Origin of the sequence: Hyphomonas sp. (assembly GCF_041689225.1) — a bacterium.
Lineage (GTDB): Bacteria > Pseudomonadota > Alphaproteobacteria > Caulobacterales > Hyphomonadaceae > Hyphomonas.
Genome location: NZ_JBDNGN010000160.1, coordinates 32,128 through 48,652, shown reverse-complemented (window position 1 = coordinate 48,652; position 16,525 = coordinate 32,128). Strand labels below are relative to the sequence as shown.

The following is a 16,525-nucleotide window of genomic DNA, read 5'->3' as shown; positions in this document are numbered from 1 at the left end:
TGTGCCGCCCTATTCCGTCGTCGTACCGGGCACGCTGCCGGACAAGAATGGCGGGCCAAGCCTAGCTTGCGCGGTGATTGTGAAAACCGTCGATGCGCAGACGCGGTCGAAGACCGGCGTCAACGAACTGCTGCGGGACTAGGTCGGGGCAGTCAGGCTGGGCGGTGTCAGCAAAGCCTGCAGGGCCTTTTTCAGCTGCCGGGGCAGGGTCGGCTTGCGGCAGATCGGGGCTGAGGCATAGCGGGCCCGCAGCGCGTGTTCGGCCGAATGACCGGTATTGAAGAGGAACGGGATACCCCGGGCTTCCAGGATGTCGGCGACCGGGAAGACAAGCTGCCCGGCGACATCGACGTCAAGAATGGCTGCGTCCGCTTCGATGGATTCGGCCATCTTCATGGCCGTCTGGATATTGTGTGCAGACGCAATCGCTTTGCCGCCCATTTCGGCGACCATGTCTTCGAGATCCATTGCGATCAGGATTTCATCTTCGACAATCAGGATTTGAGGCGCTTGTTTCATATCTAGAAAATGGCCTGGCACGTACTTCGTTCCCATTTTCAAGCAGTCACACGGACGTTGCCGCCATGCGAGGCGGCGGCGACATCGGTGTGACTGCCCGTTGTCGGACGATCAGTCAAATACGACAACCTGCCGGGCGACCGATCCCTTGTTGTCCTTCAGGTTCTGTAGCGCGCCGGTGAGGCCGTCGAGACCGATACGGTCGGAGACGAGATCGTCCAAATGCAGGCGGCCCTGCTGATAGAGGGTGACGAGGCGCGGGAAATCGATCCGGAACCGGTTGGAGCCCATGATGGCGCCCTGAAGGCGTTTTTCGGTCACCAGAAGCTCGATGCCGGGGATCTCGATATTCACGCCGGGCGGGATCATGCCGATCACCGTCATCAGGCCGCGTGGGCGCATCATCATATAGCCCTGCTCGGCCGTCAGCTTGAGGCCGACGCAATCGAAGGCATAGTGCACGCCGCCATTTGTCAGGTCCTTGACCTGTGCGACCGGGTCGCCGTTCTTCGGATTGACGAAATCGGTGGCGCCGAATTTCTTCGCCATGGCCAATTTCTCGTCCGAGAGATCGACCGCGATGATGCGCGAGGCGCCAGCTATCGCCGCGCCATTGATGGCCGACAGGCCGACCCCGCCGCAGCCGAGTATGGCCACGGTCGAGCCCGGCTCGACCTTTGCGGCATGGAAGACCGATCCGACGCCGGTAATCACGCCGCAGCCGATCAGGCAGGCGCGGTCCATTGGCATCTCCTTGTCGATCACGCAGAGCGTGTTCTCGTGCACGAGTATCTGTTCGGCAAAGGAGGAGAGATTGAGGAATTGCGAAACCTTTTCCTTGCCGATCGACAGGCGCGGGGCCTCCGTCGGCGCGCGCTTGAACTGTTCGCCATTCACGGTGTGACAAACCGACATGTGGCCGGTCAGGCAGAACTCGCAGTTGCCGCAGAAGGGCGACAGGATCGACACGACATGGTCGCCGGGCTTCACGGCGCTGACCATGGAGCCAACCTGTTCGACGATCCCGGCGCTTTCATGCCCGAGGATGACCGGCATCTCGGTCGGGAAGGCCCCGTCCCAGAAGTGCACGTCGGAATGGCAGACACCCACCGCTTTCAGGCGCACGAGGACTTCACGCGGGCCGGGCTTAGATATCGTGACCTCTTCGATCGAGAGCGGCGCATTGGGCGCGCGCATGACAGCAGCTTTCATGGGTGTTCCTCCGGGTGGGCCGCGCGCTCGTTCGCTGGCGCTGCGGTCTCAAACGTCATCATTGCGCAGAGACAGGACCTTGAACAGCCCGGCCCCAACGTAAGCCCGGCGGATCGGATCAATAAGGCGTGCCGTCCTCGTGGAGGTAAATGTTGTCGGGCCCGACTTTCATATCGATGCCAGGACAGACGCAGCCATCCTGGGAATCGCGGCTGCTGGCGACGAGGAAGACGAGTGGCTCGGTGCCCTCATTGCGCAGGTGGTGCGCTTCACCGTCGGCCGGGAACGCCGCCATGTCGCCCGGACCCAGCGTGTAGTCGCCGCAATCGGTCACGACCCGCGCTGTGCCAGACAGCACGATGACGAACTCGTCTTCATGCGTGTGGACGTGCATCTGGCTCGACCAGACGCCCGGCGGAATCGTGCAGAGATTGACGCCGAGCGCGGTCAGGAAGCCGGCATCGCCGATGCCCTGCCACTGGCGGTCCCTGACGGCAGCGGCGTGGGGATCGGGATAGTTGGTGCCAGTCCGGACCGGCACCTTGGCGAGATCGATTTTCGGCACGCGCGTCTACTCCGTGGCGACCAGACCGCTGGCGCGGCCCATGACATGAAAGATCTCGTTCTGCTCCATCACGCCGGACACGAGTTCCGAGCCGGGGCCGGTGGCGAAGATGGCGACATCGTCGCCGCCATGGGTTTCAGAGCCCAAGAAGACGAGCGAGGGCTGCTGGAAATCCGGGTCCGTCGTGTCGACATCGGAGAGGTCTTCGCGGGTGCAGTCGGGCTCACCGTCCTTCATGTGGCAGGCGGTCTGGCCGCTGGCATAGGACAGTGTCGTGTAGGGCTTGCCGTCCAAGCCTTTCAGCTCGCCGCCTTCAAGTCCGGCATTGACCTTGCCGAGGATCGGATTGCCGCGCATCGGGTAGCCGGAAATCGTCATCGTATGGGAATGGTCGGCCGTGACGATAATCAGCGTGTCCTCGGCATCGGTCATGTCGAGCGCAGCAGCGACGGCCTGGTCGAACGTGTCCGTCTCGTCCACAGCGCGGGCGGCGTTGACGCCATGATGGGCGTGGTCGATCCGGCCGCCTTCAACCATCAGGACAAAGCCGTCCGGATCTTGCGACAGGCGGGTGATCGCCGCCCGGGTCAGATCGATCAGGGATGGCTCTCCGGCCGTATCTGCGGCCCGGTCCATTTCAAATTCCAGGTGCGAGCCTTCGAACAGGCCGAGCACCCTGGCATCGGACGCAAAGTCGACGGCGTCGAATCCGGCCTTGTCGGTAATGTATATGTGGTCAGGCCCCTTGGCAGTCCATTCGGCGGCGAGGTCACGGCCATCCTTGCGGTTGCCAGTCTTGCCTTCGTCCTCGGGGTCGGCTTCGTCCGAGGTCAGGAATTCGGTCCGTCCGCCGCCCATGGCGACCTCGAACCCGTCGCCCTCGGGCCATTCGATCAACTGGCGGGCGATGTCCTTGCAGTCACCGGCTTCGCCGCCCTTGAGGTCGGCATCGGATTCCCAGTCGCGGTTGGGTGTTTCTGAATAGGTCGCGGCGGGCGTGGCATGGGTGATGCGGGCGGTGGAGACGATGCCGGTAGCGAGGCCTTCGCGCTCAGCGAGGTCGAACAGGGAATCGGTGCGGTTGCCCTCGGTGCTGGCGCAGTTGCTGCGGTTCGCGCCCTTCAACACGCCCACGGTGCCCGAGTTGACCTTGGCGCCGGTGACCATCGCGGTGGCCGTCGAAGCGGAGTCGGCGACCTGGAAGTCATGGCTATAGGTTTTCGACAGCGCCATGTGGGGCAGCGTGTCCATTGTCAGCATGTAGGATTCTCCGTCCACGCCGCGTTTCTGGCCGGCATAGATGCGGGCGGCAGTGATGGTCGGGATACTCATGCCGTCGCCGATGAAGAGGATCACGTTTTTCGCCGGTTTCACGCCGCGTTGGTCGATCCGCGCCTGCACGGCAGCGGCAGCAGACTGATAGTAGCTGTCGCCGGACTGTTGCGGCAGGAGGCCGGGGCGCAGCGGCGCGGGCGGCGTCTCCACGGTCAGCGATTCTGGCACGACGGGCGTGACTGCTTCGGTCGTGGTGCAGGCTGTGGAAACGAGGGCAAGGCCCGTCAGAAGGGCGGCGATGGATGTGCGCATGTCGTGGATTCCCGAACGATTCATTTGCCAGGATGATAGACGAGTTTTGTGGCAGTTTCGATGCAGTCGGTGAGAATTCAGTCGATGGGCACCGGTTTTCCGCGTTGGGACAGCCAGACAGCTGCGAGAATGGCGCCGGCGCCAGCGGCCTGGAGCGCGGTGAGAGGCTCGTCGAACAGGCTCCAGGAAATGGCTGCGGCAACAACCGGCTGCACGATCACCACGACGCCGGCAATCGCGGCGGGCGTACGCCCGAGACCGGTAATGATCAGTCCCTGTCCCATTACTTGCACGATCAGTGCGAGAAAGAGCGGCGCCCGGAATCCGCCGAGGTTTTCGGGCAGGAAGCTTTCGCCGGACAGGGCGACGATGAGGCTTGCGATACATATTTCGACAAGTGTCAGCCAGAAAATGGTCTCGAGGCCGCCAAGCGTTCGCCGGGCGAGTTTTGAACAGAGCATGTAGCCCGACACGAGCAAGGCGGCCGCCAGCGCCAGCATGTCGCCGCGTATATCGCCCTTGCCGCCGACCTCACCGCCGAGCGATAGTACGGCGGCGCCGAGTACGGCCAGCACGACGGCCACGAACCATTTGTTTGTCGGACGCTCCTTCAGGAACAGCCAGGCCATGAAGCCGACCGAGATGTTGCCGAGATTTACGATGAACGTGGCGTTCGACACGGTGGTCAAGGTCAGGCTCCAGTGCCACAGGGCCATGTCGAGCGTGAAGAACGTGCCAGCCATCAGGACGAAACGGTTGGGCGGGCGCGGTGCCCGTCGTTCGATCAGGACAACCAGCGCGAGCAGGACGGGGGCCGCGAACAGGTAGCGCCAGAAGGCAATCGCCTGTGGCCCGAGATCGTCCAGGCCCAGCCGCAATCCGATCGGCGCAAAGCCGATACACACGCCGCCGCCAAATACCATGAGCGGACCGATCCAGTGGCGCACGACGGGCGCGGCCGGGGGGACGACAAGGGGGGCGGGGGATTCCAGGGAGGACGTCATGCGGCGGCCGTCATGGCGCGAATATCGCCCGGTGTCATCCCTTCTTCTTTGTAGGCGCGGAGCCCCTTGTCGCCAGTCCGTTTTGACAGCTTTTTCCCGTCCGGTCCGAGCAGGAGCGGATGGAACCGGTAGATCGGCGTCGGCCAGTCCATCAGGGCCTGAAGCATGACATGCACGCTGGTCATCTCGCGAATGTCCTCGCCGCGAATGACATGGGTCACCCCCTGTAGGGCATCGTCATGACAGCAGGCCAGGTGATAACTCGCCGGCGTGTCCTTGCGGGCGAGGACGACATCGCCGAAGGCACATGGGTTCGCAGGCGCCATGCGGGCGCCGTTTGACGTTTCCTCGGTGAAGGCCATGGCCGTGTAGCGGGCCCCAAGCGCGTCTCGGGCGGCGCACAGCGACAGGCGCCAGGCAAAGGCATGGCCGCGCGCGAGGCGTTCGGATTCCGCGGCGGGCGGGACGGGCTTGCCGACATAGGGCGCCTCATCCGGGTCGGCGCCCGCCGGCAGGGCAGCGGCAATCTCCCGCCGTGTTTTGAAACAGCGATAGATCAGGCCGCGCGCTTTCAGGTTTTCGAGGACGAGTGCATAGTCGTCGAAATGCTCCGACTGCCGGCGCACGGGGCCGGTCCAGTCAAGGCCGAGCCATTCGAGGTCTGCCAGGATCGAGGCTTCGTATTCCGGACGGCAGCGCGTCTGGTCGATATCCTCGATACGCAACAGGACCTTGCCGCCTGCCGCACGTGCCGTATCCCAGACGTGAAAGGCTGATGCGGCGTGTCCAAGATGCAGGTGGCCGGTCGGTGACGGCGCAAACCGGGTGACAAAACCTGCCATGTCGCCTGCCCTCCTATGCCGACCGAAGGGCCGAGGCTAGCGCGGGATCACCCGTAATAACAGTCATTCCCTGTTGCCAGAGAAGTCCAAGGCTCGTATCGCCAAGACTTAAGAGAGGTCAATTGCCATGCTGGAAACAGGCTGGTTCACGACGGCAGAAGACTGGATCGAGACGAACGTGTTCAGCGCCCATGAATTCGCGACTTTTGGGTTCGCGATTGCGGCGCTGCTTTGCTTTGGCCTCCTGTTGCTTATCCTGTCCGGCGTCCGCGCACTGATGACCCGCCTGCGTAATGCAGCCGGCACACGGGCTTTCCGGCGCGCCAAGGAGCCGGGTTACCGTATCCTCCTCGCCCGGCCGACCGGACCGGGCGCTGGCCGCACGGGAAAATGGTTGATGTCGGCGCTGGGCGACCATCTGGCTGAATTCAATTTCGGCGCGCCTTTCCGCATCGCGGCGACTGGCCAGATCGCGGGCAATACTGACCAGAAAATCCTGGCGCAGGCGCGTCGCCGGCTCGCGGCGGCCGACGCCGACATGCTGGTCTGGGCCAGCCGCGTCGACAAGGGCGACAATGGCCTGGTCGTGCAGGGCCTGTCGCGCGGCGGCGGCCTCAGGCCCGACGAAGCGCGCGCGTTCAGCATCGGCCTGCCCGGACGGTCGTCTGGGCTGGAGGGGCAGGTGGCCCAGGTCGCGGCCTATCTCCTTGCCAAGAAGCTGCAGCCGGCGCTGGCCAATCCGCAGGCCTTCCGGCCGGAAAAGATGAAACTGCTCGCCGAGGCGCTCGATCGGATGCTGGCCGACAGCGAGACCGTGTCCCAGGTCGTGCGCAGCGAACTCGAAGCTGATTTCTGCGCCTCGGGCGTACATGTCGCTGAATCGACCGGAGACCTTGGCACGCTTGACCGCGTGATCTCGCTGCGCCGGGCTCATCTCGACGCGGTGACCAATACGTCTGACCCGATGCTTGTCTCGCAGGCGCGCATGGACCTTGGCCGGGCCCTGTTGGCGCGCGCTGAAAAGCAATTCGACCAGAAGATCGTCCAGGAAGCCATCTCGCACCTGTCGCAGGTCGTCGAGGCCCTGCGCGGCGATCCGTCGATCCAGAAGGCGCAAACGGCGTCCGACGCCATGTTCAAGGCCCAGACCATGATCGAGACCCGCAAGCGGTTCTCGATGAATTTCGGCTCCTAGTCCCTCAGACCGACAATCCGACCGGGCAGGACACGCCTGTGCCGCCAATGCTGCAATAGCCTGCCGGGTTCTTGGCGAGGTATTGCTGGTGATAGTCCTCGGCATAATAGAACGGTCCGAGCGGCGCGATTTCGGTGGTGATTGCGGCGTTGTGGCCGGCTTTGGCCAGCGCGCCCTGATAGGCTGCCGCCATGTCGCGGGCGGTCTCGGCCTGCGCATCGGAGGTGGTGTAAATCGCCGAACGGTATTGCGAACCGATATCATTTCCCTGGCGCATGCCCTGTGTCGGGTCGTGGCTTTCGAGGAACAGTTTCACGAGGTCGCCATAGCTGATTTTCGCCGGATCGAACACGACGCGCACGACCTCCGTATGGCCGGTGCCGCCGCTACAGACTTCTTCATAAGTCGGGTTCGGGGTCGGGCCGCCGGCATAGCCTACCGCCGTGATCCAGACGCCGTCCTGCTGCCAGAACTTGCGTTCGGCACCCCAGAAACAGCCAAGACCGAAAATGGCGGCCGCGAAATCGTCCGGCACCGGGCCCTGAATCTCGCGGTGGAACACGAAATGGTCGCGCGCTGTCGGAATGGCGTTCGCGCGGCCCGGCAGGGCATTGGCAGCATCCGGGATCGTGGCGGGCTTTTTCGAGAACAACATCTGGCAGTCTCCTTTGTCTGGACCGAATATGGGGCGACCTCCCCTTAACGGCAATCACAGTCTTGCGAGCGGGGTAGCGATCCGCTAAGTGCCTCGCTTCGCGCGAGCGATGGTGAGGTGGCCGAGTGGTCGATGGCGCACGCCTGGAAAGTGTGTAGGCTAGCAATAGTCTCCAGGGTTCGAATCCCTGTCTCACCGCCAGCCCGGCCGAGCGAAAGCCCGGATGTCGCCTAGCGCAGCTGGCTGTCCTTGCTGCCGCGGCGATTCATACCGGAATGGACGGTGCGTTTGTCGCGCTGGGACTGGCATGTCACGCAAGTGCGCACGCCCGGCAGCGCTTCCCTGCGCCGCGCGGGAATGGCTTCCTCACATTCGTCGCAATGGGTTGCGCTCTCGCCCACAGGCATGCGCGCCCGCGCGTTTTGCACAGCATCATTGATGCTGTCGTCGATCTGATGCTGAATGGCGCCATCTCGCGCCCAGCCACTGGCCATGTCGCTCACCTTTTTGAAATTCCGGTCCGGCAGGAAACATGGGGGCTGAATTCGCCTTCTCCAATGGTCTGGTCCCAGCTCGCCAGCGGCGGGATGCGTACATGCTGTCACGAGAGAACGCGCACGCGGGGGTCGTGGAAGGCGAATCCGGGTGACAATCCCGCACGATATTTGCACTCTCCGGGGCTGAACGAAATTCGGGGGACGTCATCTTGTCATTTTGGGACTTTGCGCAGCCGCGCCTCGCGTGCGCTGAGGGGCCTGTGCGCCGGTTTGGGCCGACCCTCCTGTTTGTGCTGGTGACACTAGTCGCACTCTCGGTCTTCCGGGACCAGATGCCGCGATTCTATCCACATTGGGTGCCCAACAGCGCGAAAATCTACCTGCCCCTGCTGGGTATGCTGGCCATCGCGATCGCCTTCTACCGGACGAAATATACCGCGTTCGTGCCGCTCCTCAGCGCGATCCTGCGCGCCTCGGCGGTCGGGCTGACCGTGTTGCTGCTGATCGAGCGCCCAGACTATACGCTGGCCGACCCGGAGACGGCGACGCGCGCGGCCCAATATGTCGCGCTCGGTTTCTACCTGGCCGTAGGCCTCTCTGTGCTCAGCTGGTTCCGGCCGGCCTTTATCCTGCCCGTCGTGATCTACCTGATGTCGACGCGCCTGCTGGTGGCCCAGATTTCGGGCGTGTGGATGTCGTATCTCGACACCCGCTACATGATGGACATGGCGTTCTACCTGATTGCCTTCGGCCTTATCGTGGTCAAGGCGGGCCCGAGAATCCATCCCTGGCTGGCGGCGCCCGAACGCCAGACCGAGATTGTCGGCGTCGTCTTCGGCCTGCACCTGGCAAACTATTTCTGGTCAGGTGTCGCGAAGCTGACGCTTGGCCCGACGCCCTGGCACTGGATGGTCGAGAATCCCACCATCAACCAGATCCCCTACACGCTCGAGAGCGGGATCTTGCCGATCGGGCACCTGCCCTGGCTCACGGACCTGGCCTATCAGGGCTTCCATCTGTCCTATATCCCCATGAATGCGGCGATCGTCTTTGCCCAGCTCTTTGCCCTTGTCTGCGTGTTGCGGGTGGGCTGGCTGAAGATCGCGTCCCTGATGTACGAAGCGCTGCATATCGGCATCTTCATCCTTGGCGGCCTGTTCTTCTGGCCCTGGATCTGGAGCAATCTCACTGTGTGGTGGGCGGCGCGCGCCGCCAAGGATGGCCTCAGTTGGAATACCAAGCTGGCCTGTATCGCCACCATTCTGCTTGGCGCGCCGGCGCTGCACATCAATCCCGCGACGGCGCTGGCATGGTTCGACCTGGCCGACTCCCGGCAGGTCTATATCGAGGCGGTCACTAAGGACGGTCGGCATGTGAAAGTGCCGTCCGCGTTCTTCAGCAGCCACTCCTATTCCATGTCGCACGCCTATCTCGGATCCCAGGCGATCGAGGGCCAGTACGACCACACGACGCTGGCGTCGAGCAAGTCACTCGAGCGACAGCAAAAGGACGGTCAGTGCGTTGCGCCGTCGACCCTTGCGCACGCGGTGCCGGAAACCGCCGAAGCGCGCAAGATGCGTGAGGTGCAGCTCAGCCGGTTCGTGATCGCCCACCACAAGAAAATGCTGGCGCGTGACCCCACGCAGGTACGGCATAGTTATTATTTCCGCTTCCATCACCATCCGAGCAATCCCTTCCTATATAAAGAGTTCAATGCGTTATCGCTCGAAGACGTTGTCGCTTACCAGCAGGTGATCGAGTCGGTCTGTCATTCGATGAATGACGGGCATGTCGAGAAGAAAGTGATAGCGCGAGATACGGAGTATGTGAGTGTTCTCTGATCCTGGCACCTTCATCGTCTATGATGGCGACTGCCCGTTCTGTTCCGAGTACGTGAAACTCCTCCGGCTGCGCGATGCGATTGGTCCGGTCAGCTTGGTCAATGCGCGCGAGGACCACCCGGCAGTGCATTACGCGGTGTCCAAAGGCGTCGATTTCGACCAAGAAATGGCGCTGATCATGAATGGCGAAATCCATTCCGGCGCCGATTGCATGAACCGGTTGGCGCTGATGAGCACCGGGGCAGGCCCGTTCAATGCCGTGATGGCGCGCGTGTTCGCATCGCCGCGTGTCTCGCGCGCCCTCTATCCCTTCCTGCGCACAGGCCGCAACCTGACGCTGCGCCTGATGGGCCGCCGCCGCATCGCCGAGGCGGCCAAACCGCAATAAACGCGTCTGAATCGTAGTCCAAAGAAAACGCCGGCCTCCTTTCGGAGACCGGCGCGATCATTTGGACGTCGGGTTCAGCCTAGGACTTGTAGCCGACCGCGATGGAGGCGGCGCCCGTGTCGGTGTCTTCGAAGTTGTAATAGCTATAGTCGCCGCGAAGATCCCACTTGTCGCTCAGGTCATAGCTGAGACCTGCACCAATGGCCGGACCATCAGCCGAGTCCTCAATCACACCCAGCGTCGTGCCGCCCGGTGTGACAACCATGGCGTCAACGTCGATGAAGGCGTAGCCGGCGCGCGCTGAGATATCGAGGCGCTCGGTGAGCGGCACAGTAGCGCGGCCGTACAGGCCGACAAGGTAGTTCAGGCCGAGATCGCCGGAGCCAGCGATCACGTCGTTGAGGTCGGTATCGTCATTGTCGTCGAGGTTGAACTCGTCTTCGTCGACATTGTAGTCGAACTCGCCGTCATCGATGCCGGTCGTGATGTCGGCTTACATCGAGAAAATCGGTGTGAACTGGTAACCGAGGCGGCCCGTTGTGGCATTGGTGTCGACGCCGGAATCGGCACCTTCAGGTTCGATGTTGAGGTAGGTGTAGCCGCCCTCGGCATAGAGGCCGGTGTCTTCATTGCCATAGGTCTGGGCCGCGGCAGGCGCGGCCAGACTGAGTGCAATGGCGATGGCGGAGGAGGAAACGATCATAAGCTTTTTCATGGGAGGATCCTTGGTGTTGCTCATCCCGATGTATTTGGGACATGCGGCGATAACGGGTCCCTCATGGCCTTGTTCGGGCCTTCACGTGCGCTGAAACCTGTTGTGGCAAAAGCGGCAAACTTTGTTACCGCGCCTTAACTCTACTTGACGACGCGCCTGCCTTCGATCACCTGCCATCCATGGTGGATGTGAAGATTTGCGGCCTGACCGATCCGGACCTTGTTGGCTTTGCGGCCCGCGAAGGCGCCGACTGGATCGGATTCAACTTTGCCTCGGGCAGCCCCCGACGGGTGACGCCGGAAGCGGCGGCGAGCCTGCTGATGCAGGCCGGCAAGGCCGTGCCCGTGGCGCTGCTGGTCGATGCGAGCGATGCTGAGATCGACGCGGTGACGGCCGTCGGCTTTCCCATCCTGCAATTGCACGGCGTCGAGACGCCTGAACGGTTGGCTGCGATCAAGGCCCGCACGGGGCTGGAAGTCTGGAAGGCGCTCGGCGTATCGACCCGCGTTCACCTTGAGAATGCCCGTGCCTACACGGCCGCCGACCGTTTGCTGATCGACGCCAGGCCGCCGGAAGGCGCCACCCGCACCGGCGGGCATGGCCAGACGTTCGACTGGGCGATCCTCGATGGCTGGCAGGCGCCGAAGCCCTGGATGCTGGCCGGCGGCTTGACGCCGGACAATGTCAGCACAGCTATTGCAGCGACAGGTGCGCCTGCCGTCGATGTCGCCTCTGGCGTCGAGCGGGTGCCGGGGTTAAAGAACAGGGAGCTGGTGCGGGCCTTCATCCGCGCCGCCAAAGAGGCATGAGTACCGCAATGGACCTTCGCAATACCTGGGACAAATGGCCGGACGCAAACGGTCGCTTCGGTGAATTCGGCGGGCGTTATGTCGCCGAAACGCTGATGCCGCTGATCCTGGAACTCGAGAAGGAATACCGTGCCACCAAGCTTGACCCCGCCTTCAAGGCGCAAATGGACGATATGTGGGCCCATTATGTCGGTCGCCCGTCGCCGCTCTATTTCGCCGAGCGCCTGACCGAACATTTCGGCGGTGCGAAAATCTATTTCAAGCGAGACGAGCTCAACCATACCGGCGCACACAAGATCAATAACTGCCTCGGGCAGGTCCTGCTCGCCATGCGCATGGGTAAGACGCGCATCATCGCCGAGACCGGCGCTGGCCAGCACGGCGTGGCGACGGCGACGATCTGCGCCCGCTTCGGCCTGAAATGCGTCGTCTTCATGGGCGAGACTGATGTCGAGCGCCAGAAGCCGAACGTGTTCCGCATGAAACTGCTCGGAGCCGAGATCGTGCCGGTCTCGTCCGGCACGGGCACGCTGAAGGATGCGATGAACGAAGCCCTGCGCGACTGGGTGACCAATGTCGATGACACGTTCTACTGCATTGGCACGGCGGCGGGCCCGCACCCCTATCCGGAAATGGTCCGCGACTTCCAGAGCATTATCGGCATCGAGGCCCGCGAACAGATCCTGAAGCGCGAAGGCCGCCTGCCGGACGCCGTCATGGCCTGTATCGGCGGTGGCTCGAACGCGATCGGCCTGTTCCATCCCTTCATTGACGACGAAGGCGTGCGCCTGATCGGGGTCGAGGCCGCTGGCCATGGCATCGAGACCGGCGAGCATGCGGCGGCCCTGAATGGCGGGCGCCCCGGCATCCTGCACGGCAACCGCACCTACCTGCTTCAGACCGATGACGGCCAGATTCTTGATGCCCATTCGATCAGCGCCGGGCTCGACTATCCGGGCATCGGACCGGAACACGCTTTCCTGCGCGACACGGGCCGCGCTGAGTATCTCTCCTGTACGGATGACGAGGCGCTGGCTGCATTCCAGTTGTGCACCCAGCTTGAGGGCATTATTCCGGCGCTGGAGCCCGCCCACGCCATCGCCCGCCTCGGTGACATCATCGAGGGCATGGACAAGGACGGCCTCCTGATCATGAATCTCTGCGGCCGCGGCGACAAGGATGTGTTCAGCGTGGCCAAGGCGCTGGGCGTGGAGATTTGACTATGACCAAATTCCTCCTTCTCCGCATCACCTGCCCGTCCCAACGCGTGGCGCAGGCCATTGCCGATGCCGCCATTGAGGGCCGCCTCGCGGCCTGCGCCAATGTCGAAGGCCCCATGATGTCGACCTATCGCTGGAAAGGCGTGATCGAGCAGGCTTGGGAATTTGTCCTCTGGCTAAAGGGGCCTGAAGCCAATTTCGCGAAACTGGAAGCGATCGTGGCCGAGCATCATCCCTATGACGCGCCCGCCATCGTCGCGATGCCCTGCACGCATGTCTCTGCGTCCTATGAGGCATGGATCAACGAAAATACGGACTCATAATGCCCACTTCCCGAATTACGGCGCGCTTTGACAAGGTTAAGGCCGAACACCGCGCGGCGCTTGTCGCCTACCTGATGGGCGGCGACCCGGACATGGAAACGAGTTTCCAGTGCATGTGCGCCCTGCGCGACAATGGCGCCGACATTATCGAACTCGGCGCGCCGTTTACCGACCCCATGGCTGATGGCCCGGCGATCCAGCGGGCAGGTCTCCGCTCGCTCGCCAACCATACTAAGCTCATTGATGTCCTCGGCCTCGCGGCCCGTTTCCGCGAAACAGACCAGAATACGCCGCTGATCCTCATGGGCTATGCCAACCCGGTCCATTCCCTCGGCTATGCGGCCTTTGCCGAAGCCGCCCATGCGGCCGGAATCGACGGCACCATTCTCGTCGACCTGCCGCCGGAAGAAGACCAGGTGCTGCGCGACGAATATGCCAAGCATGATATTTCTGTAATCCGCCTCGCAACGCCGACCACGCATGAGGCGCGCATGGCCAAGGTCGCCGATGGCGCCTCGGGGTTCATCTATTTCGTGGCTGTAACAGGCGTTACAGGTGCCGGCTCGGCCGACCCGCAGGCGATTGCCGGGAATGTCGAAATGGTGCGGCGTGTATCCGGATTGCCTGTATGTGTTGGATTCGGGGTGAAAAATGGTGCACAGGCTGTAAAAATGGCTAAGATAGCCGATGGGGTTGTCGTTGGCTCTGCTTTCGTGGAGCATGCTCAGTCAGCCCACGAATCGGGCGATTATTCTGAAGCGCCGCGGGGTATGGGCGCACTTGCAGGGGAATTGAGTGCGGCGATGGCTGCAGTCGCCAAAGCGTAGGGACTGTTACAGTCTTAAGGAGTTGAGGCATGAACTGGATTACCAAGGTCACCCCGCCGGGCCTGAAAACCATGCTCGCCAAGAAAGACACGCCCGACGACCTCTGGGTTAAATGTCCTGCGTCCGGTGAGCTCGTCTACAGGGCCGACCTGGAAGAGAGCTGGTGGGTCACGCCCGCTGGCGCGCACATGCGCATCAGCCCGCGCACACGCTGCCGCCTCCTGTTCGATGATGAACGCTGGGAGCCATTGGCCCTGCCGCCTGTTCCGGCTGACCCGTTGAAATTCAAGGACGACAAGCCCTACCCGGCCCGCATCAAGGCCGCCAAGGCCAAGATCGCCGCACGCGAAAAACGCGAGACCGAGAATGGCGGCGCGCCCCTGATCCAGGACGATTGCATGGTCGCCGCCTATGGCAAGATTGGCGGCGTTCCGACCGTGCTGCTGGTCCAGGATTTTGACTTCATGGGCGGCTCGCTCGGCATGGCCGCCGGCGAAGGATTCGTCACTGCTGCCCAGATGGCGGTCGCCCGCAAGGCCGCTTTTGTCGTCTGCACCGCTTCCGGCGGCGCCCGCATGCAGGAAGGCACGCTCAGCCTGATGCAGATGCCGCGCACCACGCTGGCGGTAAATGAACTGGCCGATGCGAAGCTGCCCTATATCGTCGTGCTAACGGATCCGACCTCGGGCGGCGTCTCGGCCTCCTACGCCATGCTGGGTGATATCCATGTCGCCGAACCGGGCGCGATGATTGCCTTTTCCGGTCCGCGCGTGATCGAGCAGACCATCCGGGAAAGCCTGCCCAAGGGCTTCCAGCGCTCGGAATTCCTGCGCGAAAAGGGACAGGTCGACATCGTTGTCGACCGGCGCAAGCTGAAGGCGACGCTGGCGCGCATCCTGATGCATCTCATGCCTAATTCCCGCCGGCGGGAGGACTTCCCCATCACACCGCTCAGCCAGCCAAAAACCCACGCACCCAAACCGCCGGTGTCCAAGGGAAAATCTGCTTGATCGGAGACAGTGCGGCCCTTGCCGCAGCGCTGAAGCGTTTCGAAGGGCTCTATCCAGAAACCATCGAGCTTTCGCTCGGGCGGGTCGAGGCCGCGCTCGCGGCGCTTGGCCGTCCGCAGGATCGCCTACCGCCGGTCATCCATGTCGCAGGCACCAACGGCAAGGGCTCGACCTCGGCTTTCATGCGCGCCATGGCCGAAGCGGCTGGCCTCAAGGTCCATGTCTTCACCTCGCCCCATCTCGTGCGCTTCAATGAGCGCATCCGGCTGGCCGGCGAGATCGTCGATGACGCCCGCCTGATCTCCTGGCTCGACCGGACGTTCGAGGCCCTGACCGGCCTGCAGATCACGCATTTCGAGGCTACCACCGCTGCCGCGCTGCTCGCCTTCAGCGAAGTCCCGGCAGACCTGCTCATCCTCGAAGTCGGCCTCGGCGGGCGCTTTGATGCGACCAATGTCATCGGGGCGCCAGCGCTCTGTGTGATCACGCCGATCGACTTCGATCACAAAGCCTTTCTCGGCTCGGATATCCGCAAGATTGCCGGGGAGAAGGCGGGCATCATCCGCCCGCACCGCCCGGTCCTCACCGCCATCCAGCGCAAGGTCTGCGATGAAGTGATCGCCCGCGAAGCCGCCCGCCTCGATGCCCCGCTCTACCGTCTGAAGGCGCATTTCATTGATGCGATGCCGCAGGACATCTCCCTGATCGGCGAGCACCAGCGCGGCAATGCCGCCCTCGCGGCCATGGCGATGCAATTGTTCGGCGAGTCTACCCGGATATCCCAGGCCGCGATCTTGGAAGGCGCCCGCACAGCAACATGGCCCGCGCGCATGCAGCGGCTCGGGCCGGGCCCGGTCACCGCGCTCGCGCCGGACGCCGAAGTCTGGCTCGATGGCGGCCACAATCCGCACGCCGCCCGTGCGATCGCCTACCACCTCAAGCGCCTGCCCGGCAAAACCGTCCTCGTCACGGCCATGCTGGCGTCGAAGGACGCGACGGGCTTCTTCCTGCCCTTCCGCCACCTCAAACCCGATGTCTTCACCCTGCCCAATGCGCCCGGTCATCGCGGCGCCGAACCGCACGACCTGGCCGAAGCGGCCCGCACCGCCGGACTGGACGTCACCGTTTGCGACAGCCTTGATGCGGCGGTCACGGCGGCGGCGGCCACCGGCGCCGACCGCATTTTGATCTGCGGCTCGCTCTATCTCTCGGGCGAAGTCCTCGCGCGTAATCTCGAACCGCCGGAATAGCAGCCTCCCGGAATCGCAGGAAGTCGGGTGGCTTGCGCCTCGGCGTCCGTGTGAACAAAATGGTTC

At 63.2% G+C, this 16,525-nt stretch carries 19 protein-coding genes, 1 tRNA gene and 1 pseudogene; 11 read left to right on the top strand and 10 right to left on the bottom strand.

The window, feature by feature from the left end; translation table 11 throughout:
• Positions 1 to 142: pseudogene (locus ACESNB_RS15950) on the top strand (2,3,4,5-tetrahydropyridine-2,6-dicarboxylate N-succinyltransferase); the annotation flags it as partial.
• Here the strand turns inward: ACESNB_RS15950 and ACESNB_RS15945 are convergent.
• The 6 genes from ACESNB_RS15945 to gluQRS all read right to left on the bottom strand — a co-directional run bounded on the left by ACESNB_RS15945 (position 139) and on the right by gluQRS (position 5,729).
• Positions 139 to 519, bottom strand: a complete 381-nt coding sequence (locus ACESNB_RS15945) for a response regulator (RefSeq protein ID WP_373009086.1) — start codon at positions 517 to 519, stop codon at positions 139 to 141. The pseudogene ACESNB_RS15950 and the gene ACESNB_RS15945 overlap by 4 nt on opposite strands.
• A 111-nt stretch (positions 520 to 630) precedes the next feature.
• Positions 631 to 1,731 carry a Zn-dependent alcohol dehydrogenase gene (locus tag ACESNB_RS15940; RefSeq protein ID WP_373009084.1) on the bottom strand — a complete coding sequence of 367 codons (1,101 nt, stop codon included), beginning with the start codon at positions 1,729 to 1,731 and terminating at the stop codon, positions 631 to 633.
• A gap of 118 nt (positions 1,732 to 1,849) precedes the next feature.
• The gene (locus ACESNB_RS15935; RefSeq protein ID WP_373009082.1) at positions 1,850 to 2,296 is read right to left on the bottom strand and encodes a cupin domain-containing protein; all 447 of its coding nucleotides are present in this window, start codon (positions 2,294 to 2,296) and stop codon (positions 1,850 to 1,852) included.
• A 6-nt stretch (positions 2,297 to 2,302) separates the two neighbouring features.
• Positions 2,303 to 3,883, bottom strand: coding sequence for an alkaline phosphatase (locus ACESNB_RS15930; RefSeq protein WP_373009080.1), 1,581 nt, complete (start codon positions 3,881 to 3,883; stop codon positions 2,303 to 2,305).
• Positions 3,884 to 3,960: 77 nt separating this feature from the next.
• Positions 3,961 to 4,887, bottom strand: a complete 927-nt coding sequence (locus ACESNB_RS15925) for a DMT family transporter (RefSeq protein WP_373009078.1) — start codon at positions 4,885 to 4,887, stop codon at positions 3,961 to 3,963.
• Entirely contained in the window at positions 4,884 to 5,729 is an 846-nt protein-coding gene (gluQRS, locus tag ACESNB_RS15920) for a tRNA glutamyl-Q(34) synthetase GluQRS (RefSeq protein ID WP_373009076.1), read from the bottom strand. The genes ACESNB_RS15925 and gluQRS overlap by 4 nt, the downstream gene beginning before the upstream one ends.
• A 127-nt stretch (positions 5,730 to 5,856) precedes the next feature.
• On the opposite strand from gluQRS, the gene ACESNB_RS15915 reads away from it, so the two are divergent.
• Positions 5,857 to 6,924 carry a hypothetical protein gene (locus ACESNB_RS15915; RefSeq protein WP_373009074.1) on the top strand — a complete coding sequence of 356 codons (1,068 nt, stop codon included), beginning with the start codon at positions 5,857 to 5,859 and terminating at the stop codon, positions 6,922 to 6,924.
• A gap of 4 nt (positions 6,925 to 6,928) precedes the next feature.
• Here the strand turns inward: ACESNB_RS15915 and msrA are convergent, their stop codons facing one another.
• Complete coding sequence (msrA, locus tag ACESNB_RS15910) at positions 6,929 to 7,579, bottom strand: peptide-methionine (S)-S-oxide reductase MsrA (protein ID WP_373009072.1); 651 nt, start codon at positions 7,577 to 7,579, stop codon at positions 6,929 to 6,931.
• A 111-nt stretch (positions 7,580 to 7,690) separates the two neighbouring features.
• Between msrA and ACESNB_RS15905 the strand changes: the two genes are divergently transcribed.
• Positions 7,691 to 7,780 (top strand) — tRNA-Ser (locus ACESNB_RS15905).
• A 29-nt stretch (positions 7,781 to 7,809) separates the two neighbouring features.
• Here the strand turns inward: ACESNB_RS15905 and ACESNB_RS15900 are convergent.
• Complete coding sequence (locus ACESNB_RS15900; protein ID WP_373009070.1) at positions 7,810 to 8,073, bottom strand: DksA/TraR family C4-type zinc finger protein; 264 nt, start codon at positions 8,071 to 8,073, stop codon at positions 7,810 to 7,812.
• 212 nt (positions 8,074 to 8,285) lie between these two features.
• Between ACESNB_RS15900 and ACESNB_RS15895 the strand changes: the two genes are divergently transcribed.
• Both ACESNB_RS15895 and ACESNB_RS15890 read left to right on the top strand, forming a co-directional pair.
• Positions 8,286 to 9,917, top strand: coding sequence for a hypothetical protein (locus tag ACESNB_RS15895; RefSeq protein ID WP_373009068.1), 1,632 nt, complete (start codon positions 8,286 to 8,288; stop codon positions 9,915 to 9,917).
• Entirely contained in the window at positions 9,907 to 10,305 is a 399-nt protein-coding gene (locus ACESNB_RS15890; RefSeq protein ID WP_373009066.1) for a DUF393 domain-containing protein, read from the top strand. Before ACESNB_RS15895 ends, ACESNB_RS15890 begins: the two co-directional genes overlap by 11 nt.
• A gap of 79 nt (positions 10,306 to 10,384) precedes the next feature.
• Here the strand turns inward: ACESNB_RS15890 and ACESNB_RS15885 are convergent, their stop codons facing one another.
• Positions 10,385 to 10,780: an outer membrane protein gene (locus ACESNB_RS15885; protein ID WP_373009094.1), complete on the bottom strand. Its 396-nt coding sequence runs from the start codon at positions 10,778 to 10,780 to the stop codon at positions 10,385 to 10,387.
• Positions 10,781 to 10,798: 18 nt separating this feature from the next.
• Positions 10,799 to 11,020, bottom strand: coding sequence for an outer membrane beta-barrel protein (locus tag ACESNB_RS15880; protein ID WP_373009064.1), 222 nt, complete (start codon positions 11,018 to 11,020; stop codon positions 10,799 to 10,801).
• 179 nt (positions 11,021 to 11,199) lie between these two features.
• Here ACESNB_RS15880 and ACESNB_RS15875 point away from each other — a divergent pair, with 179 nt between their 5' ends.
• From ACESNB_RS15875 to ACESNB_RS15850, 6 genes are read left to right on the top strand one after another with little or no spacing between them, the layout of a single operon-like run.
• A complete protein-coding gene (locus ACESNB_RS15875; RefSeq protein ID WP_373009062.1) occupies positions 11,200 to 11,829 on the top strand; it encodes a phosphoribosylanthranilate isomerase in 630 nt (209 codons plus the stop codon).
• A gap of 8 nt (positions 11,830 to 11,837) precedes the next feature.
• On the top strand, positions 11,838 to 13,049 hold the full coding sequence (gene trpB / locus ACESNB_RS15870) for a tryptophan synthase subunit beta (protein ID WP_373009092.1): 1,212 nt from the start codon (positions 11,838 to 11,840) through the stop codon (positions 13,047 to 13,049).
• Between the two features lie 2 nt (positions 13,050 to 13,051).
• Positions 13,052 to 13,372, top strand: a complete 321-nt coding sequence (cutA, locus tag ACESNB_RS15865) for a divalent-cation tolerance protein CutA (protein ID WP_373009060.1) — start codon at positions 13,052 to 13,054, stop codon at positions 13,370 to 13,372.
• Positions 13,372 to 14,199, top strand: coding sequence for a tryptophan synthase subunit alpha (gene trpA, locus ACESNB_RS15860; protein WP_373009058.1), 828 nt, complete (start codon positions 13,372 to 13,374; stop codon positions 14,197 to 14,199). Before cutA ends, trpA begins: the two co-directional genes overlap by 1 nt.
• A gap of 29 nt (positions 14,200 to 14,228) precedes the next feature.
• Positions 14,229 to 15,209, top strand: a complete 981-nt coding sequence (locus ACESNB_RS15855; RefSeq protein ID WP_373009056.1) for an acetyl-CoA carboxylase carboxyltransferase subunit beta — start codon at positions 14,229 to 14,231, stop codon at positions 15,207 to 15,209.
• Positions 15,206 to 16,459 carry a folylpolyglutamate synthase/dihydrofolate synthase family protein gene (locus ACESNB_RS15850; protein ID WP_373009054.1) on the top strand — a complete coding sequence of 418 codons (1,254 nt, stop codon included), beginning with the start codon at positions 15,206 to 15,208 and terminating at the stop codon, positions 16,457 to 16,459. Before ACESNB_RS15855 ends, ACESNB_RS15850 begins: the two co-directional genes overlap by 4 nt.
• The last annotated feature ends 66 nt before the right edge of the window (positions 16,460 to 16,525 follow it).